20 protein-coding genes are annotated in these 23,294 nt (G+C 62.4%); 6 read left to right on the forward strand and 14 right to left on the reverse strand.

What is annotated here, in order from left to right; translation table 11 throughout:
- Positions 1–12: 12 nt before the first annotated feature.
- The 5 genes from metG to R8L07_18685 all read left to right on the forward strand — a co-directional run bounded on the left by metG (position 13) and on the right by R8L07_18685 (position 5,311).
- Complete coding sequence (metG, locus tag R8L07_18665; GenBank protein ID MDW3207562.1) at positions 13–1,581, forward strand: methionine--tRNA ligase; 1,569 nt, start codon at positions 13–15, stop codon at positions 1,579–1,581.
- Positions 1,582–1,587: 6 nt separating this feature from the next.
- On the forward strand, positions 1,588–2,382 hold the full coding sequence (locus tag R8L07_18670; GenBank protein MDW3207563.1) for a TatD family hydrolase: 795 nt from the start codon (positions 1,588–1,590) through the stop codon (positions 2,380–2,382).
- Positions 2,379–3,131: an MBL fold metallo-hydrolase gene (locus R8L07_18675; protein ID MDW3207564.1), complete on the forward strand. Its 753-nt coding sequence runs from the start codon at positions 2,379–2,381 to the stop codon at positions 3,129–3,131. Before R8L07_18670 ends, R8L07_18675 begins: the two co-directional genes overlap by 4 nt.
- Before the next feature lie 80 nt (positions 3,132–3,211).
- Positions 3,212–4,084, forward strand: a complete 873-nt coding sequence (locus R8L07_18680; GenBank protein ID MDW3207565.1) for an NAD(P)-dependent oxidoreductase — start codon at positions 3,212–3,214, stop codon at positions 4,082–4,084.
- Positions 4,085–4,111: 27 nt separating this feature from the next.
- On the forward strand, positions 4,112–5,311 hold the full coding sequence (locus R8L07_18685; GenBank protein MDW3207566.1) for an adenylate/guanylate cyclase domain-containing protein: 1,200 nt from the start codon (positions 4,112–4,114) through the stop codon (positions 5,309–5,311).
- A 15-nt stretch (positions 5,312–5,326) separates the two neighbouring features.
- Here R8L07_18685 and mazG read toward each other — a convergent pair whose 3' ends face one another.
- From mazG to R8L07_18700, 3 genes are read right to left on the reverse strand one after another with little or no spacing between them, the layout of a single operon-like run.
- Positions 5,327–6,124, reverse strand: coding sequence for a nucleoside triphosphate pyrophosphohydrolase (mazG, locus tag R8L07_18690; protein MDW3207567.1), 798 nt, complete (start codon positions 6,122–6,124; stop codon positions 5,327–5,329).
- A gap of 33 nt (positions 6,125–6,157) precedes the next feature.
- Complete coding sequence (locus R8L07_18695) at positions 6,158–6,823, reverse strand: LysE family translocator (protein MDW3207568.1); 666 nt, start codon at positions 6,821–6,823, stop codon at positions 6,158–6,160.
- On the reverse strand, positions 6,811–8,166 hold the full coding sequence (locus tag R8L07_18700; GenBank protein ID MDW3207569.1) for a glutamine synthetase family protein: 1,356 nt from the start codon (positions 8,164–8,166) through the stop codon (positions 6,811–6,813). The genes R8L07_18695 and R8L07_18700 overlap by 13 nt, the downstream gene beginning before the upstream one ends.
- A gap of 249 nt (positions 8,167–8,415) precedes the next feature.
- Here R8L07_18700 and R8L07_18705 point away from each other — a divergent pair, with 249 nt between their 5' ends.
- Complete coding sequence (locus R8L07_18705) at positions 8,416–10,071, forward strand: adenylate/guanylate cyclase domain-containing protein (GenBank protein ID MDW3207570.1); 1,656 nt, start codon at positions 8,416–8,418, stop codon at positions 10,069–10,071.
- A gap of 9 nt (positions 10,072–10,080) precedes the next feature.
- Here R8L07_18705 and R8L07_18710 read toward each other — a convergent pair whose 3' ends face one another.
- The 11 genes from R8L07_18710 to ntrC all read right to left on the reverse strand — a co-directional run bounded on the left by R8L07_18710 (position 10,081) and on the right by ntrC (position 23,292).
- Complete coding sequence (locus R8L07_18710; protein MDW3207571.1) at positions 10,081–10,899, reverse strand: inositol monophosphatase family protein; 819 nt, start codon at positions 10,897–10,899, stop codon at positions 10,081–10,083.
- On the reverse strand, positions 10,896–11,912 hold the full coding sequence (locus R8L07_18715) for an Ldh family oxidoreductase (protein MDW3207572.1): 1,017 nt from the start codon (positions 11,910–11,912) through the stop codon (positions 10,896–10,898). The genes R8L07_18710 and R8L07_18715 overlap by 4 nt, the downstream gene beginning before the upstream one ends.
- A 109-nt stretch (positions 11,913–12,021) precedes the next feature.
- Positions 12,022–13,668: a chaperonin GroEL gene (gene groL / locus R8L07_18720; GenBank protein MDW3207573.1), complete on the reverse strand. Its 1,647-nt coding sequence runs from the start codon at positions 13,666–13,668 to the stop codon at positions 12,022–12,024.
- Between the two features lie 65 nt (positions 13,669–13,733).
- A complete protein-coding gene (gene groES, locus R8L07_18725) occupies positions 13,734–14,021 on the reverse strand; it encodes a co-chaperone GroES (GenBank protein ID MDW3207574.1) in 288 nt (95 codons plus the stop codon).
- Between the two features lie 169 nt (positions 14,022–14,190).
- Entirely contained in the window at positions 14,191–15,477 is a 1,287-nt protein-coding gene (gene hflX, locus R8L07_18730) for a GTPase HflX (GenBank protein ID MDW3207575.1), read from the reverse strand.
- Positions 15,478–15,552: 75 nt separating this feature from the next.
- On the reverse strand, positions 15,553–15,807 hold the full coding sequence (gene hfq, locus R8L07_18735; GenBank protein MDW3207576.1) for an RNA chaperone Hfq: 255 nt from the start codon (positions 15,805–15,807) through the stop codon (positions 15,553–15,555).
- Positions 15,808–15,961: 154 nt separating this feature from the next.
- Positions 15,962–16,636: an HAD hydrolase-like protein gene (locus R8L07_18740; protein ID MDW3207577.1), complete on the reverse strand. Its 675-nt coding sequence runs from the start codon at positions 16,634–16,636 to the stop codon at positions 15,962–15,964.
- A 4-nt stretch (positions 16,637–16,640) separates the two neighbouring features.
- A complete protein-coding gene (trkA, locus tag R8L07_18745; protein ID MDW3207578.1) occupies positions 16,641–18,017 on the reverse strand; it encodes a Trk system potassium transporter TrkA in 1,377 nt (458 codons plus the stop codon).
- A 45-nt stretch (positions 18,018–18,062) separates the two neighbouring features.
- Positions 18,063–19,469 carry a sigma-54 dependent transcriptional regulator gene (locus R8L07_18750; protein ID MDW3207579.1) on the reverse strand — a complete coding sequence of 469 codons (1,407 nt, stop codon included), beginning with the start codon at positions 19,467–19,469 and terminating at the stop codon, positions 18,063–18,065.
- Between the two features lies 1 nt (position 19,470).
- On the reverse strand, positions 19,471–21,645 hold the full coding sequence (locus R8L07_18755) for a PAS domain-containing sensor histidine kinase (protein ID MDW3207580.1): 2,175 nt from the start codon (positions 21,643–21,645) through the stop codon (positions 19,471–19,473).
- A gap of 189 nt (positions 21,646–21,834) precedes the next feature.
- Positions 21,835–23,292 carry a nitrogen regulation protein NR(I) gene (gene ntrC / locus R8L07_18760; protein ID MDW3207581.1) on the reverse strand — a complete coding sequence of 486 codons (1,458 nt, stop codon included), beginning with the start codon at positions 23,290–23,292 and terminating at the stop codon, positions 21,835–21,837.
- Positions 23,293–23,294: the final 2 nt, after the last annotated feature.

Here is a 23,294-nt window from a genome sequence, read left to right on the forward strand (position 1 = left end):
TTGGACCAGTTCATGTCGCGCGATGCCGGTAGCAAACCATCGTTTTACGTCACCACGGCGATCTCCTACGTCAATGGACCGCCGCATCTCGGCCATGCCTATGAGGCGATCTCCACGGACGTGATCGCCCGTTTCAAACGTCTGGACGGGTATGACGTGATGTTTCTGACCGGCACGGACGAGCACGGTCAGAAGGTCGAGAAGACTGCCCGCAGTCAAGGCAAGGAGCCATCTGCCTTTTGCGATGAAATCGCATCGAAATTCAAGGAGATGGCCGAGACGCTTGATATTTCGAATGACGACTTCATTCGGACCACGGAGGCGCGGCACCATGACAGCGTCCAGGAGATCTGGAAGCGCATCGCCGCCAAGGGCGACATCTATCTGGACAAGTATGCCGGCTGGTATTCAGTCCGGGACGAAGCCTATTTCGGCGAGGACGAACTGACCGAGGGCGAGGGGCCGAACAAAGGCAAGAAGTTCGCGCCGTCCGGTGCCGAGGTCGAATGGGTCGAGGAAGAGAGCTATTTCTTCCGGCTGTCGGCCTATGGCGACAAACTGCTGGCGCATTACGAGGCCAATCCGGATTTCATCCTGCCGCACTATCGCCGCAACGAGGTTGTGAACTTCGTGAAGCAGGGGCTGACGGATCTGTCGATTTCCCGCACCAGCTTCAACTGGGGCATTCCGGTGCCGGGCGATGACCGGCATATCATGTATGTCTGGCTCGACGCCCTGACTAATTATATCACCGCGACCGGTTTTCCGGACGAAGGCAAGGAAAGCTATCAGAAGTACTGGCCGGCCGATCTGCATGTGATCGGCAAGGACATCATGCGGTTCCACACGATCTACTGGCCAGCCTTCCTGATGTCTGCGGATCTGCCGCTGCCGAAGCGTGTTTTCGGGCACGGATTCCTGAACATTGAAGGCCAGAAGATGTCGAAATCTCTGGGCAATGTAATTACGCCGCAGGCCATGATCGATGAGTTCGGGCTGGACCAGGTGCGCTATTTCCTGATGCGCGAAGTGCCCTATGGCAATGACGGGTCCTTCTCCAAGGAAAGCATGGTCAACAGGATCAATTCCGATCTGGCCAACGACCTGGGCAATCTGGGGCAGCGCGTTCTGTCGATGATCGCCAAGAACTGTGATGGCAAAGTTCCGACTCCAGGTCCGTTGACGCCGGAGGACGAGGCACTGATCGCGGCTGCAAAGGGCGCTCTGACCGGCATGCGCGAAGCGATGGACATGCAGGCCATCCACAAGATGCTGGAGGCGGTCTGGAAAGTCGTCGGCGAGGCAAACCGTTATGTCGACGCCCAGGCACCCTGGGCCCTGCGCAAGACGGATCCGGCGCGAATGGAGACCGTTCTGTACGTTCTGGCCGATGTCATTCGGATCCTCGGCATCTATGTCCAGTCGGTCGTGCCCGCTTCCGCTGCGAAACTGTTGGATCAACTGGAAGTCCCGGCTGACAACAGATCCTTCGCCGATATCGACGCGGCCCTTGTTGCCGGGACGGCCCTGCCGAAACCGGCGCCCGTCTTCCCGCGCTACGTCGAACCGGAAGCGGACTAAGCCGGCATGTTGGTCGACAGTCACTGTCATCTCGACTACCTGCAACGCGACGGGCGCGACCTGACGGAGGTCGTGTCGGCCGCAAGGCGGGTTGGTGTCGGAACCCTGGTGACGATCTGCACGAAGGTGACCGAGTTCGAGACCATCCGCGCGATTGCGGAGGATCATGACAATGTCTGGTGCACCGTCGGCATTCATCCGCATGAGGCAGAAAGCGAACCGGAAATCACGGCGGAACGGCTGATCGAACTCGCCGACCATCCGAAGGTCGTCGGCATTGGCGAGACCGGTCTGGATTACTTCTATGAGCACAGTCCTCGCGAGGCGCAGCAGAGGAGCTTCCGTGCCCATATCGCGGCCGCGCGGGAAACCGGTCTGCCGCTGATCGTCCATACTCGTGACGCCGATGAGGATACGGTTGCCATCATGGAAGACGAGATGGGCAACGGCGCCTATCCCGGGGTCATTCACTGTTTCAGCAGCAGCAAGTGGCTCGCGGAGCGGTCGGTCGCGATGGGTATGGCGATTTCGATCTCCGGCATACTGACCTTCAAGAAGGCCGACGAACTGCGCGAAGCGGTGGCCGCGGTCCCGGCGGAAAATCTGCTGGTCGAGACGGACTCGCCCTATCTCGCCCCGGTGCCGAAGCGCGGGAAGCAGAACGAACCGGCCTTCGTCGTGCACACGGCCGAGCGTCTGGCGGAACTGAAAGGGATGACCGGATCGGAACTGGCAACGGTTACGACCGATAATTTCTTCCGGCTGTTTTCCAAGACGGTCCGGCCGGAAGGCATCGCATGAGGGTTCGGATTCTCGGCTGCGGCTCTTCCGGCGGTGTGCCGCGGCTGGGCAGCGGCTGGGGGGCCTGCGACCCGACCGAGCCGCGCAATCGCCGTACCCGGTGTTCGCTGCTGGCATCGGTGAAGGGAAAGCACATCCTGGTCGATACATCGCCGGACATGCGCGAGCAGCTTCTGGCTGCCGGTGTCTCGGACATCGCCGCCGTTTTCTACACGCACCTGCATGCCGACCAGGCCCACGGGATCGATGATTTGCGCGGCCTGGTCCTGCTCAACCGCCGCCGCGTGCCTGTCTATGCCGAGCCGGATATCCTTGAGCAGTTGAAATCGCGTTTCGACTACTGTTTCCGGCAGGTTAAGGACTATCCGCCGATCCTTGATGCTCATGGGCTAACCGGTCCGGTCGACGTTGCCGGAGTGCCGGTCACGCCTGTCCGCATCGTCCATGGATCCATTCCGGCGACGGGATATCGCATCGGGGATGTGGGCTACATTCCGGATGTGTCGGAGATTCCGGAAGACGTGATGAGCATGTTCGAAGGGTTGTCGCTGTTCGTGATCGACGCGCTGCGCTACCGGCCGCATCCGAGCCATGCGCATCTGGCCCGCACCCTGGAATGGGTTGACCGGTTGAAGCCGAAACGTACGGTGCTGACCAACATGCATATCGATCTGGATTACGCGACCCTGCGGCGTACGCTGCCGGACGGGGTCGAACCCGCTTACGACGGAATGGAACTGGATGTCTGAACGGCCGCTGGCTTGACCGGACGGCCAGATCGGTTACTTCGAACGTGGGGATTTCCACACGCATCAAGGGAGGACGCTTTATGGCGAAGGTTGCATTTCTGGGGCTCGGGGTCATGGGGTATCCGATGGCCGGTCACCTGAAGACCAAGGGCGGCCACGACGTGACGGTCTATAATCGCACGGCGGCCAAGGCGGAGAAGTGGGCGGCCGAGTTCGGTGGCAGCGCCAAGACGACGCCGCGTGAGGCCGCCGAGGGCGCCGAGATCGTCTTTGCCTGTGTCGGCAATGACGACGACCTGCGCAGCGTGGTGCTGGGCGATGACGGCGCCTTCGCGGGAATGGCCGAAGGTGCGGTCTTTGTCGATCACACCACGGCCTCCGCGGATGTGGCCCGTGAACTGGCTGCGGTCGGTGCAGAGGCGGGCATTGGCTTTATCGACGCGCCGGTTTCCGGTGGCCAGGCTGGCGCGGAGAACGGCGTCCTGACGGTCATGTGCGGCGGAGACGAGGCTGTCTACGCCAAGGCCGAGCCGGCAATCGGCGCCTTCGCCCGTTCCTGCAAGCTGATGGGACCGGCGGGGGCCGGCCAGTTGACCAAGATGGTCAACCAGATCTGCATTGCCGGCCTGCTGCAGGGGCTGTCGGAAGGCATGAATTTCGGCGTGAAGGCCGGATTGGACATGGAGAAGGTGATCGACGTGATCTCCAAGGGCGCCGCCGGTTCCTGGCAGATGGAAAACCGGGGCGGCACCATGTGCAAGGGTGAGTTCGACTTCGGATTCGCCGTCGACTGGATGCGCAAGGACCTTGGCATCTGCCTTTCCGAGGCCAAGAACAACGGCGCGCGTCTGCCCGTGACGGCCCTGGTCGATCAGTTCTACGCCCAAGTCCAGGGACGAGGTGGAAACCGTTGGGATACATCCAGCTTGATCCATCTATTGGCGAATGACTGATCGCGCGTCAGGCGGTATTCTCGGGCCATGTTGACAGACTGGATTCAGCAGACCAGCGATTGGCTGGTCGACGAAAGCCTGCGGGGCACCCGAGCGGACCGCCTGATGAAGCATCTTTGCGAGCAGATGGTCGCGGGCGGAATCCCGATCAGCCGGGTTCACATCGCCTGCGGCCAGCTGCATCCCCTGTTCAAGGCATTCTCTGTCGTATGGAGCCGCGATGACGGACTGGTCCGCGACCGGTTCAGCTATCACGGTGCCTCGACCGATGCCTGGCAACAGAGTCCGCTGAAGGCGGTCCTGAACGTCCACAGGACCGAAATTCGGGCCCGAATTCATCTGGGCGAAGGCGTCGACGAGTTTCCGGTGATCCGCGAATTCCAGGAGCGCGGAATGACCGATTACCTCTGCGTCCGTGCCGGCTTTTCGGAGCCGCTGGAACGCGCCCTGGACGAGCTGGATGGCTGTATAGCCAGCTTCTCGACGGATGCGGAGGGCGGGTTTTCCGATGCCTGCATTCAGACGATCAAGCGCCTCTTCCCGCGTCTGGCGGTTGCCCTGAAATCGCTGGTTCGGGAAACCACGGCGCAGAATCTGGCGTCCACCTATCTCGGCAGTCAGGCCGGGGAGCGCGTGCTGCGCGGGCATATCCGGCGCGGCGATTGCGATTCCATCCGCGCCGCGGTCTGGTTCTCGGACATGCGTGACTCCACCGTCACGGCGGACAAGATGGACCCGCGCATCTTTCTGGAGCGCCTCAATCGATATTTCGAATGCACTGCGGGATCCGTGTTGGATCACGGCGGAGAGGTGCTGCGCTTCATCGGGGATGCCGTCCTGGCGATCTTTCCGATCGGCGGGCCCGGCGGCGCGGAACGGGCAGGGCGCATGGCGGTCTCCGCGGCGCGGGACACGATCCGAAGACTTGAAGCCATCAATGCCGATCCGCCGCCCCATGACCGCGACCCGATCCGCTTTGGTCTCGGCCTCCATGTCGGGGATGTACTTTACGGCAATATCGGCGTGCCGGAGCGCCTGGAATTCTCGGTGATCGGCCCGACCGCCAACGAAGTCGCCCGTCTGGAAGACCTGACCAAACCGCTTGATCGGCCGATCCTGGCATCGGACGCATTCATCGCCCTGGCCCATGCCGACTGGGAGGCGATGGGCAGTCATCGACTGCGCGGCGTGACGGAACCTCAGCCGATCTACGCTCTGAACGTCTGAGCGGCGGATGGCCGCCTAGTCGTTTTCAACGCCTTTGACACTGTCCCAACGGGCATCCATCTCGTCCAGGCTGCATTCCGGAAGCTGCCGGCCCTCCTGCGCGAATGATGTCTCCATCGCCCGGAACCGGAGCTCGAACTTGCGATTGGTACGGCGCAGGGCCTTTTCCGGATCGACATTGAGCATGCGCGCCAGATTGGCGACGACGAAGAGGATGTCGCCCAACTCGTCCTCCAGCCGGTCTGGATCGCCGCCGGCCTCAATTTCTTCCTTAAGTTCTTCAACCTCTTCGTCCAGGTCCTTGAAAACCCAAGACACTTCGGGCCATGTAAAGCCGACACGCGCAGCCCGTTTGGACAGTTTCTCAGCCCTTTGAAGGGCGGGAAGGGCGAGTGCGACCCCGGAAAGGGCACTGTCATCCTGACCCTTTTCCGCCCGTTCCGCGGCCTTGGTGGATTCCCAGCTTTGCTTGACCGCGTCCGGCGTGTCCGCACCGTCGGTGCCGAAGACATGCGGGTGACGTCGGATCATCTTGTCGGCAATGGCACCGGCCACCGAATCGAAGTCGAAACGATCCTGTTCCTCGGCCATGCGGGCGTGGAAGACGACCTGCAGCAGCAGATCCCCCAACTCATCCCGCAACTCGTCCATATCACCGCGGGCGATGGCGTCGGCGACCTCGTAGGCCTCCTCGATCGTGTAGGGTGCGATTGTCGTGAAATCCTGCTCCAAATCCCAGGGACAGCCGCCGTTCGGATTGCGCAATTGCGCCATGACGTCGATAAGTCGGTCGATATTGCGGCCGTTCTGCATATGTCGAGCACTCTGCTTCTTGTTTGGGACGGGCTAGCGCGCCACGCCTTCCGCGATCAGCTTGCCGCCCAGGACCCCCATGACGGCGCCTGCCGCCCGGTCGATCCAGACCTTGAAACGCAGATAGGCCGCCCTCGGATGCCTTGAGGAGAAGGCGATTGCGACGACGGCATACCAGAGAGTCTCCATGATGAAAAAGGCGAGCGGCAGCACGATGTTCATCCACAGGGGAATTTCAGGCGGCAGGAAGGCGGCGAAGACGCTGCCATAGACCACGGCCAGTTTCGGGTTGCTGACCTGGATCAGGAAGGCCAGTCCGAAGGCGCGTTGCGCAGATCGGGCAGGGGGCGGCGATCCGTCTTCGGTCATTCGCCCGGCCGGTATGCGGGCATCACGCCAGATGCGAACGGCCAGATACAGCAGATACAGTCCGCCACCGATCTTCAGCCCGGTACAGAGCCAGGGCGCCTGGGCGATCAGGAAGTTGAGGCCCAGCAGCGCCAGGGCCCCGAACAGGGCGGCGCCGGTCCCCATTCCCAGGGCGGCGGCGAGTCCGTCCGAACGTCCGCCGCCGATGGCGATGCGCGTCACCAGTACGAAACTCGGTCCCGGGCTCATGGCACCGATCATCAATGTCCCCAGAATGCCGGCGATCAGGACAAGTTCCGGGATCACCGCCGTCATTTCTACAGATACCATTGCATTTCCCTGGGCAGCGGTTCGGACAGCAGGTCCAGAAACTCGTTGCTCTTCACCGTGTGATAGATGTCGACATAATCGCTGCCCAGATACTCCTGCAAAATGGTCGCGCCGGACAGGGCGTCCAGGGCGCGCCAGATCGTCAGGGGCAGGGCGGGATCCGCTTCCTCCCCGGCATTGCCGTCCCGCGGCGGTGTCGTCGGCTCCAGCCGGTTCGACAATCCGTGGTGCAATCCGGCCAGGACACAGGCGAGGGCGAGATAAGGATTGGCATCCGCCCCGGCGACACGGTGTTCGATCCGTTTCGCCTGTCCACGCGCCGAGGGAATCCGGAACGCAAGCGAGCGATTGTCATAGCCCCAGTCCGTCGTGACGGGCACGAAGAGATTCGGCTCGAACCGCCTGAAGGCGTTCAGGTTGGGTGCGAAAAAGGCCATGGACTGTCCCATCGTCGCCTGCAGGCCGGCCATCGCGTGTCGCATGCGTTCTTCATTCGAATCGATTGATTCGTCGAAGATATTGCCCCCATCCTCTCCAAGAAAACTGATGTGGACATGGAGGCCGGACCCGGATTCTTCCGCGAACGGCTTGGACAGGAACGTCGCGTCCATGCCGTGCTGACGCGCGACGGATTTGACGCAGCGGCGCAGCAGACAGGCATGGTCCGCCGCCTGCAGCGGATCCGTGACATGGTTCAGGTTCAACTCGAACTGACCCGGCGCGAATTCGGTCGACGCGACGGAGGCCGGTATGCCCTGGATGGCGCAGGCATCGGTAATGGCCCCCAGCACCTCCGAGAATTCGTCCAGCGTGTCCATGCTGTAGACCTTCTTGGAGTCCATTCGGCGACCGGTTGCCGGTGAACGCACGGGAAGGGGCCCGCCCTGGGAGCCCCGATCCAGGTCGATCAGGTAGAACTCCAGTTCCAGGGCCACGACCGGGGTGATCTTCAGGTCGTCGAAGCGGTCCGCGACACGTTTCAAAACCTGTCTTGGTTCGAACGGCACGATTTCGCCGGATTGCGGCCGCCGCATCGACATCAGAACCTGGGCCGTCGGTTCCGCCGCCCAGGGAACCGGCGTCAATGTGCCTGCGATCGGAAAGGCCAGGGCGTCCGGATCACCGTCGGACACGCCGAACCCCTTCGGGTCGCTCGTGTTGCCGGTCGCGTCCAGAAGGGTGACCGCCGCACACATGGTCAGCCCGTCCTCATACAGCTTCGCCGCATCCCGGATTGGATAGCGCTTTCCAAGCGCGAAGCCGCACATGTCGAACAGCACTCCGTCGATGTATTTCGTTTCCGGATGGGCCTTCAGGTAGGCGTTCAGTTCTTGAATCGTCACAGGCGGGTCTCAAACGGTCAGGATGTTGGTGGTAGGGTGTCTGTCGGGCGGTAGAGTGCAATGACGCGAGCACCGGCGCAATGCGAAGTGTCCGGTTGCCATTCCGTAATCGTGATAATGTATATTATGGAAAATAAATTGGGGTGTATCCCATGGGCCAAAGGCGGTTCTGCCTTGTACCACGCGGCCCGCAGCCGTGATACCCTGCCGGCAAGCAACAAGAGCAACTTGCGGGAACATGGGACGGTCATGACGGTACAGGCGCGCCTGCGGGCGATCAGCGGATCGATCCTGTTTCTCTTTCTGACCTGTCATCTGATCAACCATGCATTCGGCCTGGTCTCGTTCCAGGCAATGGGCCACGCGCATGACATCCTGATGACGACCTGGCGCACGCCGGTCGGAACCGCGATTTTGTCCCTTGCCTTCCTGACGCATTATTTCGTGGCAATCCTGGCGATCTATCGCCGCCGCACGATGACGATCACCGGCTGGGAAGCTGCCCAGATGGGCAGCGGCCTGATCATCCCGATCCTGATTGTCGAGCATATCCTGGGCACCCGGATTGCCGAGGAAGTCGCCGGGGTCGATCCGACCTACCGCTATGTCATCGCGGCGCTTTGGGTTGCCGAACCGGTGACCGGCGTCCTTCAGGGGCTGGCCGTGATCGTGGCCTGGACCCATGGCTGCATCGGTCTGCATTTCTGGTTGCGCGTAAAGGACTGGTACGGCGCATGGCGCCGGCAGCTGCTGGGCGTCGCCCTGGTTCTGCCGGCGCTATCCCTTGCCGGTTATGTGTCGTCCGGGTTCGAAGTGCTGTTCGAACTGGATCGCGACCATATGGTGAATGCCATCCTGTCCCAGGCCCGGTTCGATCCGGCGAAAATACAGCCGCTGCTTGCCTGGAAAGCCCCGGCGACCGCGACTTTTGTCCTTCTCGGCACCGTGCCGTTTCTGGCCCGGTTTGTCCGCGACCGCATTGTCTGCAAGCCGCGCGTGGCCCTGATGCTGCCGGACGGGACGCGCGTGCCGGTACCGCTGGGGGCGACGGCCCTGGAGGCCCTGCGCGCGGCCGGGCGGCCCCATGCCGCGGTCTGTGGCGGCCGCGGCCGCTGCACAACCTGTCGCGTGCGGGTCATTCAGGGCGCGGAGGAACTGGAGCCGCCCGCAGACCTGGAGGAGTCTGCCCTGCAGCGGATCAAGGCCCTGGAAGGCGTCCGTCTTGCCTGTCAGATCCGGCCGAAGGCGCATCTGGGTGTCTCCCCCCTGCTGCCGCCCACGGCAACCGCGCGGGACGGCCGCCAGATGGGAGGCCTCGAGGGCGAGGAACGGCAGGTTACCTGCCTGTTCATCGACATCCGCCGGTCGACCAAGCTCGGCGAGGAAAAGCTTCCCTATGACGTCCTTTTCATCCTGAACCAGTTCTTTTCCGAGATGAGCCACGCCATTGCGGAGACCGGTGGTCATTATGCCCAGTTCAACGGCGACGGATTGATGGCGCTCTATGGCCTGGAAACGTCGCCGGAGATCGGGGCACGGTCGGCCCTGAACGGGGCGAGAGCCATGCTGCAACGCCTTGAAAAACTGAATAAATCCCTGGAGAGTGAGTTGCCCTTCCCGCTGGCCGTCGGAATTGGCCTGCATCATGGTGAAGCGATCGTCGGCGCGATGGGCCCGCCCCGCGCCCAGATCACCTCAGCCATCGGCGACACGATCAACATCGCCGCCCGGTTGGAAAGCCTTACCAAGGAACATGGCGTTCCGGTGATCCTATCCCATGAGGTAGCCCTGGCGGCGGGGGTCGCGACGGCGACACTGACCGCGGCCGAAGTGCCGGTTCGCGGCCGCACGGCGCCGGTCACATTCTATCCTGTCGGCAATCCGGACGGCCTGTTCCCGGTCTAGTCCTTTCCGCTAGTCGCGGCTCATCAGAAAACGGCGCAGTTTTCGCCAGATTTCCGCGTTCGGCGCGCTTAGCAGGCCGTGGACGCGGTCGCCGGCACGATACGGGGTGCCGTCGACGCGTTCGATCATGCCGCCGGCTTCTCGCAGCAGCAGCGCCCCCGGGGCGTGATCCCAGGGCCAGAGCCGTCGGTAGAACGAGAAATGGCGCTGCCCGAGAGCCTGCGCCAGAAAATCCTGGCCGGCACAGGACAGCGACGAGACATGCCCGAACCGGGCCTGCGCCTCGGCGCGGACCTGTTTGCGCCGAGGCTCCTCGAAATACCAGGCGTTGACGAGGCCGATCATCTCCTTTTCCGGCGGTGCCTCCGGAATGGTCAGCCGCTGACCGTCGAGCCAGCCCCCTGCCCCAGCCACGGCAATGGCGGTCCGGTTGGGCAGCGGATCGTGGATCCAGCCCATGACCGGCCGGTTGCGCTCAACCAGGGCGACCATCATGCAGAAGGTCGCACTGGACTTCGTGAAGTTCTTGGTGCCGTCGACCGGGTCGATGACCCAGACCGGGCCGTCATCCTCGAACCGGCGCAGGATTTCCGGGTCTTTCGAATGGGCCTCCTCGCCGACGACGAGGCTGCCCGGCAACAGGGCGCTCAATTCCTTCGTCAGGAACCGCTCCGCCTCCAGATCCGCGATTGTGACGAGGTCGCCCGGCGCCTTCTCGATGATCTCATGACCGCGCAGACTGTCGAACCGGGGCAATACGATGGTCTCCGCCGCCGCGCGCAGCAGCGCCTCGACTTTCGCGGTGTCGATGCGGTCCGTCAGAGTCACCCCTGCCCCCCTTCGGCATAGCCGCCCAGGGTGGCCAGCAGGTCGTCCGGCACTTCGACCCCTTTGGCTTCCGCTTTGGCCCGGTTCTCGTGCCGTCGGTTGCCTGGCAGGCGCACGCCATCCTGTTCCAGCATCGCGCCGAACAACGTTTCGATCCGGTCGGCCATTCCTTCGCCGCCGAAACGGGCGGGATCGATGGCCAGATAGAATTGCCCGATGTCCGGCGGACCGCCCTCGTCTCCCCCCAGGCTGGAGGCTTCGAAAGACCATTTTGCGCCGGTCAGGCCCCCGGCCATGATTTCGACCAGAAGCGCCATGGCGGCGCCCTTATACCCGCCGGACGGGGCCATTGAGCCTTCGCCGAGGACTATAGTGGGATCGGTGCAGGGATTGCCGTCGGCATCCAGGCCCCAGCCTTCCGGTATCGGTTCGCCCGCCTGCGCCTTGAGGGCGATGTTGATCCGGGCCGTGGCGGTGGAGCTCTGATCGATGACCAGCGGCGGTCCATCGCGGCGCGGGACGCCGAAGGCGATCGGATTGGTGCCGAACAGGGGTTTCCTGCCGCCGAACGGGGCCAGCGTGGCGGAGGCATTGGTGAAGGTCATGCCGATCAGCCCGGCGCGCGCCATGCGGTCGCTGAACCAGCCGATGACGCCGGACGCATAGGAATGACGGATGCCGAACCCGGCGATCCCGTTTTCCCGCGCCAGGGCGTAGAAGGCCTCCTCCCCTGCCGTAAAGGCCGGATGGCAGAAGCCGTGCCCCGCATCGGCCATCAGCGCGGAGGGTCCGGTTCGTGTCACCACCGGGACGGCATCGCCGACCACCTTGCCGATGGACACATGCCGGCAATAGATCGGCAGATAGGCCAGCCCAACATTCCGGATCCCCTCCGCCTCGGCATCCGTGATGCTCTGTGCCACGACTTCCGCCGGATCTTCCGCCGTGCCCGCGCCGATCAGCGCTGCTCTGGCGAGGGTGTAGACATCTTTGAGGGAGAGGGTTTCGGGCATGGCGGGCTTCATTGTTTGGCGTAAAGGAGAACCTATCAGCATCGCCGAAAAGAAAAAGGCCGCCGGGTCGCCCCGACGGCCTTCTTCGTAACGTGGTGCCTGGGCAGGCTTACATCATGCCGCCCATGCCGCCCATGTCGGGCATGCCGCCACCGGCCGGGGCGGAGCCCTTCGGTTCCGGCTTGTCGGCAACCATGGCTTCCGTCGTGACCAGCAGACCGGCGACCGAGGCCGCGTCCTGCAGGGCGGAACGGACGACCTTCGCCGGGTCGATGATGCCGGCCTTGACCAGATCGCCATAGACGGCGTTCTGAGCGTCGAAGCCCCAGTTGGCGTCTTTCGACTCCAGCATCTTGCCGACGATGACCGCGCCATCTTCACCGGCGTTGTTCGCGATCTGACGGCACGGGGCGGTCAGGGCGCGGCGCACGATGTCGACACCGACGGACTGGTCGTGGTTGGCGCCTTCCAGCTTTTTCAGCGACTTGGTGGCGTAGAGAAGCGCAGCACCGCCACCCGGGACAATGCCTTCTTCGACGGCGGCACGGGTTGCGTGCATGGCGTCGTCGACGCGGTCCTTCTTCTCTTTCACTTCGACTTCGGTCGCACCGCCGACACGGATGACGGCAACGCCGCCCGCCAGCTTCGCCAGGCGTTCCTGCAGCTTCTCACGGTCGTAGTCGGAGGAGGTCGATTCGATCTGCTGACGGATCTGACCGCAGCGACCTTCGATTTCCTTCTTCTTGCCGGCGCCGTCGACGATCGTGGTTTCGTCCTTGGTGATCGTGACGTTCTTGGCCTGACCCAGCATCTGCAGCGAGACGCTTTCCAGCTTGATGCCGGTGTCTTCGGAGATCACCGTGCCGCCCGTCAGGATGGCGATGTCTTCCAGCATGGCCTTGCGACGGTCGCCGAAGCCCGGGGCCTTGACGGCCGCGACCTTCAGGCCGCCACGCAGCTTGTTGACGACCAGGGTCGCCAGCGCTTCGCCTTCGACGTCTTCCGCGATGATCAGCAGCGGACGACCGTTCTGAACAACGCTTTCCAGAACCGGCAGCATGGCCTGCAGGTTGGACAGCTTCTTCTCGTGGAGAAGAATCATCGGGTTTTCCAGTTCGCAGACCATCTTGTCCGGATTGGTCACGAAATACGGCGACAGGTAGCCGCGGTCGAACTGCATGCCTTCGACGACGTCCAGTTCCGTGGTCAGGCCCTTGGCTTCTTCCACGGTGATGACGCCTTCATTGCCGACCTTCTGCATGGCGGCGGCGATCATTTCACCGACTTCGCGGTCGCCGTTGGCGGAGATCGTGCCGACCTGGGCGACTTCGTCGGAGGTCTTGATCTTCTTGGCGCGCTTCTGGATGTCACCGACGACCGCTTCGACGGCCAGATCGATGCCGCGCTTCAGGTCCATCGGATTCATGCCGGCGGCCACGGCCTTGGCGCCTTCGCGCACGATGGCCTGGGCCAGAACCGTCGCCGTCGTCGTGCCGTCACCGGCCAGATCGTTCGTCTTCGACGCGACTTCGCGCACCATCTGGGCGCCCATGTTTTCGAACTTGTCGGACAGTTCGATTTCCTTCGCGACCGTGACGCCGTCCTTCGTGATGCGCGGGGCACCGAAGGCTTTGTCGATCACGACGTTGCGGCCTTTCGGGCCGAGGGTGACTTTGACCGCATCGGCCAGGATGTCGACGCCTTTCAGCATCTTGTCCCGGGCTTCGGTCGAGAATTTGACGTCCTTGGCTGCCATTGCCCTAGACTCCTTCTAAAAGTTTGTTCGGATACGAAAAAAGCGCGGTACCGGAGCGGTCGCGCTTACTCGATGATCCCCATGATGTCGGACTCTTTCATGATCAGCAGCTCGTCGCCGTCGATCTTGACTTCCGTGCCCGACCATTTGCCGAACAGAACGGTGTCGCCCTTCTTCACGTCCAGTTTGCGGACGCTGCCGTCTTCCTTGACGGTGCCGTTGCCGACGGCCAGGACCTTGCCCTGCATCGGCTTTTCCTGGGCCGTATCCGGAATGATGATGCCGGACGCGGTCTTGGTCTCGCTTTCGACGCGCTTCACCAGAACGCGATCGTGCAGAGGCCGGAATTTCATGGTGTTTCCCCTTAAGCCAGCGTTGTTTCGGGAGCCTTGGCGACGTTTCGCCGGTCGGCCCGTGAACGAGGTGTTAGCACTCCCCGCATGTGAGTGCTATCCGCATATACGGGCCATACGGGGTATGTCAATGGATGGCGGGGAAAAAAGGGCGGAATCGCTGGATTTTCTATTCTTCGGCCTCAGTCGGATGACCGAAACGCTGCGCGAACCGGTCCCAGTCCCCGGGATCGAGAGAGGCCGTCACGATCTGCGTCCCCTCCGTTTCGTCCGTCTCGTGCCCCAACACATCGCCGAAGCGATGCAGCCAGGCAACGGCGGCACCGTCACCGGCCGGAACCCGAACGCGGCGTGTCTCCCGGAACCGGGCCAGTGCGGCATCGATCGCCGCCAGAAGCTGATCGAATCCGGTGCCTTCAGCGGCGGAGATCGCATAGGCCGACGGGTCGTCCTCACTGTCCCGAGCAGCCGCGGCACGCGCTTCGACCGGCCCCCTTCCCTCTTCAGGCAGCAGGTCCGTCTTGTTCCACGCCTCCAACATGACCGTCTGAGGATCAATTTCAAGGGAGGAAAGGACCTGCTCGACGTCGGATTTCTCAACCTCGGTCTCGCCGGACGAGATATCGCGCACATGGATCAGGACCTGTGCTGCCCTTACTTCTTCCAGAGTGGCGCGGAAGGCGGCCACGAGGTCGGTCGGCAGGTCCGAGATGAACCCGACAGTGTCAGACAGAATGGCGGTTCGGCCACTCGGCAAATCCAGCTTGCGCATGGTCGGATCCAGCGTCGCGAACAGCATGTCCTTGGCCATGACGGACGCATCCGTCAGCCGGTTGAACAAAGTGGACTTGCCCGCATTGGTGTAGCCGACAAGGGAGACCACCGGATAAGGCACCTTCTCCCGCGCCTTGCGGTGCAGGCCCCGGGTTCTGGCGACCTGTTCCAGCTCCTTCTTCAGGCGCACGATGCGCTCGTCGATCAGGCGGCGATCGATTTCGATCTGGCTTTCCCCGGGACCGCCGATGAAGCCCAGTCCGCCGCGTTGCCGCTCCAGATGGGTCCAACTGCGGACAAGGCGGGATCGCTGGAACGTCAATGCCGCCAGTTCGACCTGCAGACGCCCTTCATGGGTGCGTGCCCGGGCTCCGAAGATCTCCAGAATGAGGCCGGTGCGATCGATGACCTTTGTGTCGATGTCCCGTTCCAGGTTGCGCTGCTGAACCGGCGTCAGGCTGGCATCGACGATCAGAAGTTCGGTCTCGAGAGCCGCGCAGATTCCCTTCAGACGTTCGACCACGCCGCCGCCCAGCAGGGTGGCCGGGACAACCTTGGACAGCCGAACGGCCTCGGCGTGGACAACGTCCAGGTCGATGGCGGCCGCCAGACCGACGGCTTCCTCCAGACGTGCTTCAGGGCTGCGGCGCCTCTGGGAGACGCCGGGAATTTCCGGGTATATGACGGCAGCACGCCGAGCACCGGCGGCGGTCCAGCCCCGGTGCTCCGTACGGTATCGGGTCTCGGTCAATTACGCTCAGCTCTCCTCGCCGCTGCCTTCATTGGGCTCGAACAACTGGATCGGGCTGCCAGGCATGACGGTGGATATGGCGTGCTTGTAAACCAACTGCGAGTGGGCGTCACGTCGCAGCAGCACGCAGAAATTATCGAACCACGTAACGATTCCCTGAAGTTTCACGCCGTTCACCAGGAACACCGTCACGGGAAGTTTGTTTTTCCGAAGATGGTTCAGAAACGTATCTTGGAGGTTCTGGTTCTTGTCGGACGACATGGATGCCCCCTTCCGTATGGCAACGTTGTTGTTTTTCGGTCCGCTCTTGCTGCTTCCATCCGATTTTTGGACAAATCCGCAAAAATACAACGGTTTAATGTCGCAAACACGTATGGGGCGGAATCACCGATTCCGCCGAGTCAACCAGACACTATCAGACAAACCGTTGTTCCGCCGTTAAAAAATGGTGAAATGCCGGCAGCCCGTCAAAGTGCCGCACCGGTGGGCAATCGCGAAACTCTCCGGACAGATCGGGGTTGGGGTGAATCAGAATGGGGGTCATGCCTGCGGCATGGGCAATTTCCATATCGACGCTGGAATCCCCCACGAAATAGACGGCCGGGCCGATCCCGCTTGGCTGGCCGTCCAGGGCCAGGATCGCAGGGTCCGGCGCGGGCTTGTCACGTGCGGCATCCCCCGCACCGATCAGTTTGCGGAAATAGGGCGTCCAGTTCAGGTGGTCCGCTTCCATTCGCAGATATCGCCCCTGCTTGTTCGAGACGACACCCTGCGGAATACCTGCCTTCTGAATGGCTGACAGCATGCTTTCCGCGCCCGGGGCGGCAACCAGGGCATCAAGATGGACGGCCTCGAAACTGGCGTAGAAGACGTCCCGCGCCTCTTCCCAGCGATCCCCGAACATTTCAGGAAAACTGTCCCGCATCGACTTGCGGACGCGGGCCTTCGTATCCTCTAGCGTCCATTCTGCCATTTCCATATGGCGGAACAGGCTGTTCATCGCGGCGTGGATGACCGGCCAGGTATCGACCAGCGTATTGTCCCAGTCATACAGGATCGCAGACGGGCGAGGCAGTACGGTATCGTGCATTTTCCTAGAAATATTCGAGCCTTACGGCGAACATCTTTTCCATTTTCTTGACGGCCTGTGCCGCGGCCAGCAGTACCACGCGGTCCTTGGCGCGGACAACGGTATCCGGCCGCGGAATGATCACATCGTCGCCGCGAATGACAGCACCGACGATGACGCCATTCGGCAGTTTGGCATCCTTCAACTGCTCGCCGACCAGGCTTGACGTCTCCATCGCCTCCGCCTCGATCAGTTCCGCGAATCCGTCGCGCAGGCTGTGGACCTGACGAATGCGGCCGCGCCGGACATGCTGCAGGATGGTTGAGGCCGTGATTTCGCGCGGACTGACCACGACATCGATGCCAAGGGTCGTAATCAGCGGTCCGTATGAGTTCTTGTTGACCAGCGTGATGGCCCTGTCGACGCCGTAACGCTTGCAGAGCAGCGAACACAGGATGTTGGTCTCGTCATCATCCGTGACGGCGACCACCGCCTCGGTATTCCGGATGCCGGCCTCTTCCAGGATCTCATGATCAAGGGCATCGCCCTGGATGACCACTGTCGTGGGCAATGCTTCCGCAACCTTCCTGGCCTGAACCTTGTCCATTTCGACGATCTTGGCGGAATAGCCGTCGTTGCTCGCTTCCAGTTCCCCGGCCAGGGTCATGCCGATATTGCCGCCGCCGATGACGAGGATCTTGCGGGCTTCCTTCTCGTCATGGCCGAACACCGTCATGGCGCGCGGCACATGGCTGGTCTCGGCGATGAAATAGACCTCGTCCCCCGGCAGCATCTGGTCGTCGGAGGACGGGATCATCATGGTCTCGTCGCGGAAAATCGCCATTACGGTGATGTTCAGGTCCGGGAACAGCGAGGTCAGCTGCCGCAGCGGTGTATGAATGACCGGGCATGTGTCGGTACAGCGAACGCCGATGACGCGGACCTTGTCGTCGCCCATCCGGATCATGTCGAACGCGCCCGGGGCCCGGATTCTGCGGGCTATGGCCCGTGCAACCTCTATCTCCGGGGAGATAATCACATCGATCGGCAGTTGGTCCCTGGCAAACAGATTGGACCAGATCGGGTTCAGATAGCTTTGCTGTCGAATGCGGGCGATCTTGGTCGGGACGTTGAACAGCGAATGCGCAACCTGACAGGCGATCATGTTGACCTCATCCGCGAAAGTCACGGCGATCAGCATGTTGGCATCCGCGGCCCCTGCCCGCTCCAGCACGTCCGGATGGGACGCGTGTCCGACAAAGGCCTGAACATCCAGCTGGTCATTGATTTTGCCGATCAATTCCGGCGATTGATCCACGACGGTGACGTCGTTGTCCTCACCGGAGAGATAGCGCGCAATGTGGAAGCCGACCTGACCGGCACCGCAAATGACGACTTTCATTGGTTTCTCACTGGTTTTTCTGTTCAGCCGTTGCGACGGCGGGCGTCAATCCGTGGCGTCCTGCTTCGCCCGGTTGCTGGCCGCCACACCCAGCCCCTTCAGTTTCCGGTGCAAGGCGGCCCGGTCCATGCCGACGAATTCAGCTGTTCGGGAGATGTTGCCCCCGAAACGGGCCAGATGAAATACCAGATACTCGCGTTCGAAGGCCTCCCGGGCTTCCCGTAGCGGCAGGCCCATCACTTCCGGGGCGCGGTCCCAGCGTGAAACCGTGCTTTCCGCGCTGCCGATCGCGCTGGCGACTGCGTCCGCACGGACCGGATCCTGCGGTCCCCCCGGCGCCATCAGCAGCAACCGTTCGATCACATTGGCCAGTTCCCAGACATTCCCGGGCCATTCATGACCCTGAAGTGCCGTCAGGGCGTCCGATGTCAGCGGCCTCGGGGAGCGCCCCTTTGCTGCGGCCGACCGTTCCATGAAATAGGTGGCCAGCAGCGGAATGTCCTCGCGACGGTCCGACAGAGGCGGGACCTGCAACGGCACGACGTTCAGCCGGTAGAACAGATCTTCGCGGAACTTGCCCTGGGCGATCAGTTCCGTCAGGTCCTGGGATGTCGTGGCCAGGACGCGGGTGTTCACCTCGACCCAGTTGTCGCCGCCGAGACGCTGAAAGCGACGGGAATGGAGAACGCGTACGATCTTCTGCTGGGTCGCCAAATCCATGTCGGCGACCTCATCCAGCAACAATGTGCCGCCATGGGCTTCCTCCAGAACGCCGATCTGTCGCCGGTTGTCGCCCCGCGCTTCGACGCCGAAAAGCGCCGCTTCCAGCGTGCTTTCGGTCAGCGATGCACAGGTCAGGACAACGAAACGGCCGTCCTTGCGCAAAGACCGGCTGTGCAAGACCCGGGCAACGGCGCCCTTCCCACTCCCTGGGGGCCCCGCGATCAACACGCGGCTGTCGGTCTGCGCGACCTTGTCTATGCCGCGCCGAACCTCGGCGATGGCGTGGGACTTTCCGACCAGATCGTCCAGCACGGCGTAGGGCGAGAGCTTCCGCAGAGACTCGTTTTCGTGTTTCAGACGCGCTTCGGACAGGGCCCGTTCGATCGTCAGCATCAGGACATCGGTCTTGAAGGGCTTGGAAATGAAATCGTAGGCGCCCTTCTTCGTCGCGTTGACCGCCATATCGAAGGTGCCGTGCCCGCTGATCATGACGACGGGAAGGGTCGGATGGTCTCGCCGCACGATCTCCAGAATCTGAAGACCGTCATATTCGGAATTCGCCAGCCAGACATCGAGGATCATCAGCGACGGCTGCCGGTTCGCGACCTCCGCCAGCGCATCCGACGAATTCGACGCCTCGCGCGTCTGGTACCCTTCGTCTTCCAGGATGCCGGCGATCTGCATGCGGATATCCGCCTCGTCGTCGACGATGAGAATGTCGTATGCCATGTCAGGCCGCCTCCCCACCGGGCGGTACATCATTGTTCGTTTCCGTGGATCCCAACGGCAGGGTCAGCGTGATCAGTGCACCGCCTCCCGGTGCGTCGTCCAACTGCAAGCTTCCGCCATGGTCTTCCATGATCTTCTTCACGATCGCCAGGCCCAGGCCCGTTCCCTTCCTGCGGGTCGTCACATAGGGCTCCGTCAAACGCTCCCGTTCCGCAGTCGGCAGGCCCTTCCCGTTATCTTGAATCGCAATTCGAACATGCCTGTCGTCAGCCTCTATTGAAAGCCCTATGCGGCCGCCGGGTTCTTCAGAGACCGGGCGTCCCTCGGCCTCCGCAATTTCGAAACGCCCTTCGATTGCATCATGGGCATTCTGAAGCAGATTCGTCATGACCTGGCTAAGCTGGCGGCCGTCGCAGCGGATCACCAGCGGCACCTCCGGCCCGTCAAATGTGTAGTCGACATCGGCGTTGGCATTGCGCTGCAGAAACAGGGATTGCCGGCAGATATCCACGATGTCCTGATCGCGCATAGTCGGCGCCGGCATGCGGGCGAAGGACGAGAATTCGTCCACCATCCGACCGATATCGTCGACCTGTCGCACGATGGTATCGATACAGGTCTCGAAGACATGCGGGTCCGTCGTAACTTCCTTGCGGTACTTCCGCTTGAGGCGTTCTGCCGACAGTTGGATCGGGGTCAGCGGATTCTTGATCTCGTGGGCGATGCGGCGGGCAACGTCGGCCCAGGCCGCCTTGCGCTGCGCGGAAACAAGCGGTGAAACATCGTCGAAAGTGGCAACATATCCCTGCACCTGACCGTCGTCCTGCTCGACCACGATGCGTACGAACAGGGTGCGCGTCTCTCCTTGCACCGTCAGGCGGATTTGCGCTTCGACCGGGCGCCCAGGCGTTGAATTGCGTGCCTGATCCATGGATTCCTGCAGTTCCGGCAGGATATCCGTCAGTTTTTCTCCGATCAGCGCGTGCGGCGCCATGGCGAGGAGTTCGCTGGCGCGGCGGTTCGGCAGATCGATCCGCCCGTTCCGGTCCAGCCCCAGAACACCGGCACTCACGCCGGACAAGACCGCCTCGGAAAACCGTCGCCTGCCGTCGATCTGCCGATTTGCCTCCATGAGCTCATTGTGCTGCGACCGCAATTGCGAGGTCATGCGGTTGAAGGCGCGGCTCAACAGGGCCAATTCGTCCTCCCCGGCGATTTCAGACACACGGGCGTCCAGATCCCCTGCCCGCACCTGTTCGGTGGCTCCAATCAGGGCGCTGATCGGGGAGGACAATTGCGTCGCCAGGGTCAGCCCGATCCAGATGGCCGAGAGCAGCAGCAAAAGCGCCACCACGACAAAGGCCAGCGCGAAGGACAGTTGGATGTCGGACCGCTGCGATTCCAGGCGTTCGAACTGCGCCGCAGCGCCGCGAACCTGCTCGATCCGGGACAGAACCTGCGGGTCCACCAGTCGGCCGATGTAAAGATACATGTCAGCGAAGGCGTCGAGCTTCAGCAGGGCCCGTACGCGGTCATCCGCCCCGCCGGTCAGCACGACAATTTCGCCGTTGGATGCCGCCAGCAGGTCGCGGGAATCGATCGGCTCGAACTCCAGAACTATGGTCAGGCCGGCGCGGGCCACGACTTCCCGTGTGGTTCCCTGAAAGACGATGGCTTCACTCAGCTCCCGCACCCGGCGTTGGATTTCCAGGGTTCGGTTGAACAGGGGCGGGTTCAGTTGCAGTTGCCGTGCGTCGCGATTGAGGTCACGTGCCATGCGCAATGCATCTGCGCGGATGTTGTTCCTGTGTTCGACAAGATAGGCCTCCGCCACGGCGCGACTCTCGTTTACGGCCGTACGCACGCGTTCGCTGAACCAGCTTTCGATCCCCAGGTCGAAGAACAGCAGGGAGAACGTCGAAACGATGATGGCCGGCGTCACGGAAAGTGCTGCGAACAGTGCCACCAGCCGGACATGCAGCCTTGACCCGGCCGAGCCGCGACGTCTTTCGGACCACAACGCCACGATCCGGCGGGCGACGATGAAGCCGAGCAGCAGCATGATGACCAGGTCGACATAGACCATGACCACCAGCGTATCGGGGTCGCCGCCCAGCGGCGGCACACCGGTAAAGGCAGCATAGGTCCCGAAACCCGCGAGTACCGCGAGCGACATCAAGGCAATGCCGAGAATACGGGAAATCCTCTTCGATCCAGAAAGACGCTCTATCCGCGCTGCCAGCCCGCCCTTTCGAACGGGCGCGTCGCGTGTCTGGGATGCGCTGTTTCCAGATTCAATCTTCATGACCGGGGAAGGTTTAACATGGTTTGTCCCAACCCCGGCAAGCGCGATTGCGCGGCGGCATCATTCGTCGCGGCTGCCGCGAACGACCGTTATGTCCAGGTCGCGAATCTTCTTGCGCAGCGTATTGCGGTTCAACCCCAGAAGCTCTGCCGTTCGCACCTGATTACCGCGGGTCGCCTTGAGGCAGACCTCAATCAGCGGACGCTCGATCTCCCTCAGAATGCGGGCATGCAGCCCGGCCGCGGGCAGATGATCCCCATGGGCGTCGAAATAGGCGACGATATGCTTGCGAACGGACTCGGACAGGTTGTCCGATTCGGAGGACATGGCATCCTCTGGATCGGCAAAGTTCGGCGTCTCGCCCAGTTCTGCCTCGATGATTTCCTGATCGATCCGGTCCTGGGCATAGAGCGCCGCCAACCGGCGAACGAGATTTTCCAGTTCCCGCACATTGCCGGGCCAGCGATGGCGCGTCAGGCGTTCCATTGCCGATTCCGTCAGGGTCTTCTGCGGCAGTCCGCTGTCCGCCGCCTGTGCCAGGAAATGACGGACCAGATCCGGCACATCCTCGCGGCGTTCGCGCAGCGGCGGTAAGCGGATCGGTACGACATTCAGCCGGTAGTACAGGTCTTCCCGAAACAGTCCCTGAGACACGAGCTGTCGCAGGTCACGGTGGGTAGCGGCAACGATTCGGATATCCGTCTTGATCGGGTTGCGCCCGCCGACCATCGTGTATTCGCTTTCCTGCAATACGCGCAGGAGGCGGGTCTGGGCCTCCAGCGGCATGTCGCCGATCTCGTCCAGGAACAGCGTGCCGCCGTCGGCCAGTTCGAAGCGGCCGGACTTGCGCTGTGTCGCCCCGGTAAAGGCGCCCTTTTCATGGCCAAAGAGTTCGCTTTCGATCAGGTCGCGCGGAATCGCCGCCATGTTGACCGCGATGAACGGTCCGTTCTTCCGTCTGGAAAAGTCATGCAACGCGCGGGCGACCAGTTCCTTGCCGGTCCCGGATTCCCCGGTGATCAGAACCGACAGGTCAGTGCCGGTCAGTCGGGCGATAACGCGATAGACGTCCTGCATGGCCGGTGACCGACCGATCAGCGGCAGCGGGTCTTCCGATTCCTGATGCGGCGCAATATCCCCCGGCGCTTCGGCCTGCGACTTCAGGGCACGGCGGACAGTATCGACCAGATTGGTCAGATCGAACGGTTTCGGCAGATATTCGAAGGCGCCCCGTTCGGTCGCCTGGACCGCGGTCAGCAGAGTGTTGCGCGCACTCATGGCGATGACCCGTAGGTCCGGCCTGATCTTTCGGATCTGGGGGATCAGGTCCAGCCCGTTGCCGTCCGGCATGACCACGTCCGTCACCACAAGGTCGCCCTCGCCTTCCGACACCCATCGCCACAGGGTTGCCGCGTTACCGGTCGTGCGGACTTCGTACCCATGACGGGCCAGCGCGTGGCTTACCACGGTTCGGATGGCACGGTCGTCATCCGCGACCAGGATCGTTTCCCCCGCCATGA

It is taken from the genome of Alphaproteobacteria bacterium, assembly GCA_033344895.1.
In the GTDB taxonomy this organism is placed as follows: Bacteria; Pseudomonadota; Alphaproteobacteria; order UBA8366; family Aestuariispiraceae; genus Pacificispira.

Excerpts from the sequence above, each read along its gene's own strand:
- metG (MDW3207562.1), top strand. The coding sequence starts at position 13 with ATGTCGCGCGATGCCGGTAGCAAACCATCGTTTTACGTCACCACGGCG.
- R8L07_18670 (MDW3207563.1), top strand. The coding sequence starts at position 1,588 with ATGTTGGTCGACAGTCACTGTCATCTCGACTACCTGCAACGCGACGGG.
- R8L07_18675 (MDW3207564.1), top strand. The coding sequence starts at position 2,379 with ATGAGGGTTCGGATTCTCGGCTGCGGCTCTTCCGGCGGTGTGCCGCGG.
- R8L07_18680 (MDW3207565.1), top strand. The coding sequence starts at position 3,212 with ATGGCGAAGGTTGCATTTCTGGGGCTCGGGGTCATGGGGTATCCGATG.
- R8L07_18685 (MDW3207566.1), top strand. The coding sequence starts at position 4,112 with ATGTTGACAGACTGGATTCAGCAGACCAGCGATTGGCTGGTCGACGAA.
- mazG (MDW3207567.1), bottom strand. The coding sequence starts at position 6,124 with ATGCAGAACGGCCGCAATATCGACCGACTTATCGACGTCATGGCGCAA.
- R8L07_18695 (MDW3207568.1), bottom strand. The coding sequence starts at position 6,823 with ATGGTATCTGTAGAAATGACGGCGGTGATCCCGGAACTTGTCCTGATC.
- R8L07_18705 (MDW3207570.1), top strand. The coding sequence starts at position 8,416 with ATGACGGTACAGGCGCGCCTGCGGGCGATCAGCGGATCGATCCTGTTT.
- R8L07_18715 (MDW3207572.1), bottom strand. The coding sequence starts at position 11,912 with ATGCCCGAAACCCTCTCCCTCAAAGATGTCTACACCCTCGCCAGAGCA.
- groL (MDW3207573.1), bottom strand. The coding sequence starts at position 13,668 with ATGGCAGCCAAGGACGTCAAATTCTCGACCGAAGCCCGGGACAAGATG.
- groES (MDW3207574.1), bottom strand. The coding sequence starts at position 14,021 with ATGAAATTCCGGCCTCTGCACGATCGCGTTCTGGTGAAGCGCGTCGAA.
- hfq (MDW3207576.1), bottom strand. The coding sequence starts at position 15,807 with ATGTCGTCCGACAAGAACCAGAACCTCCAAGATACGTTTCTGAACCAT.
- R8L07_18740 (MDW3207577.1), bottom strand. The coding sequence starts at position 16,636 with ATGCACGATACCGTACTGCCTCGCCCGTCTGCGATCCTGTATGACTGG.
- trkA (MDW3207578.1), bottom strand. The coding sequence starts at position 18,017 with ATGAAAGTCGTCATTTGCGGTGCCGGTCAGGTCGGCTTCCACATTGCG.
- R8L07_18750 (MDW3207579.1), bottom strand. The coding sequence starts at position 19,469 with ATGGCATACGACATTCTCATCGTCGACGACGAGGCGGATATCCGCATG.
- R8L07_18755 (MDW3207580.1), bottom strand. The coding sequence starts at position 21,645 with ATGTCGCTCGCGGTACTCGCGGGTTTCGGGACCTATGCTGCCTTTACC.
- ntrC (MDW3207581.1), bottom strand. The coding sequence starts at position 23,292 with ATGGCGGGGGAAACGATCCTGGTCGCGGATGACGACCGTGCCATCCGA.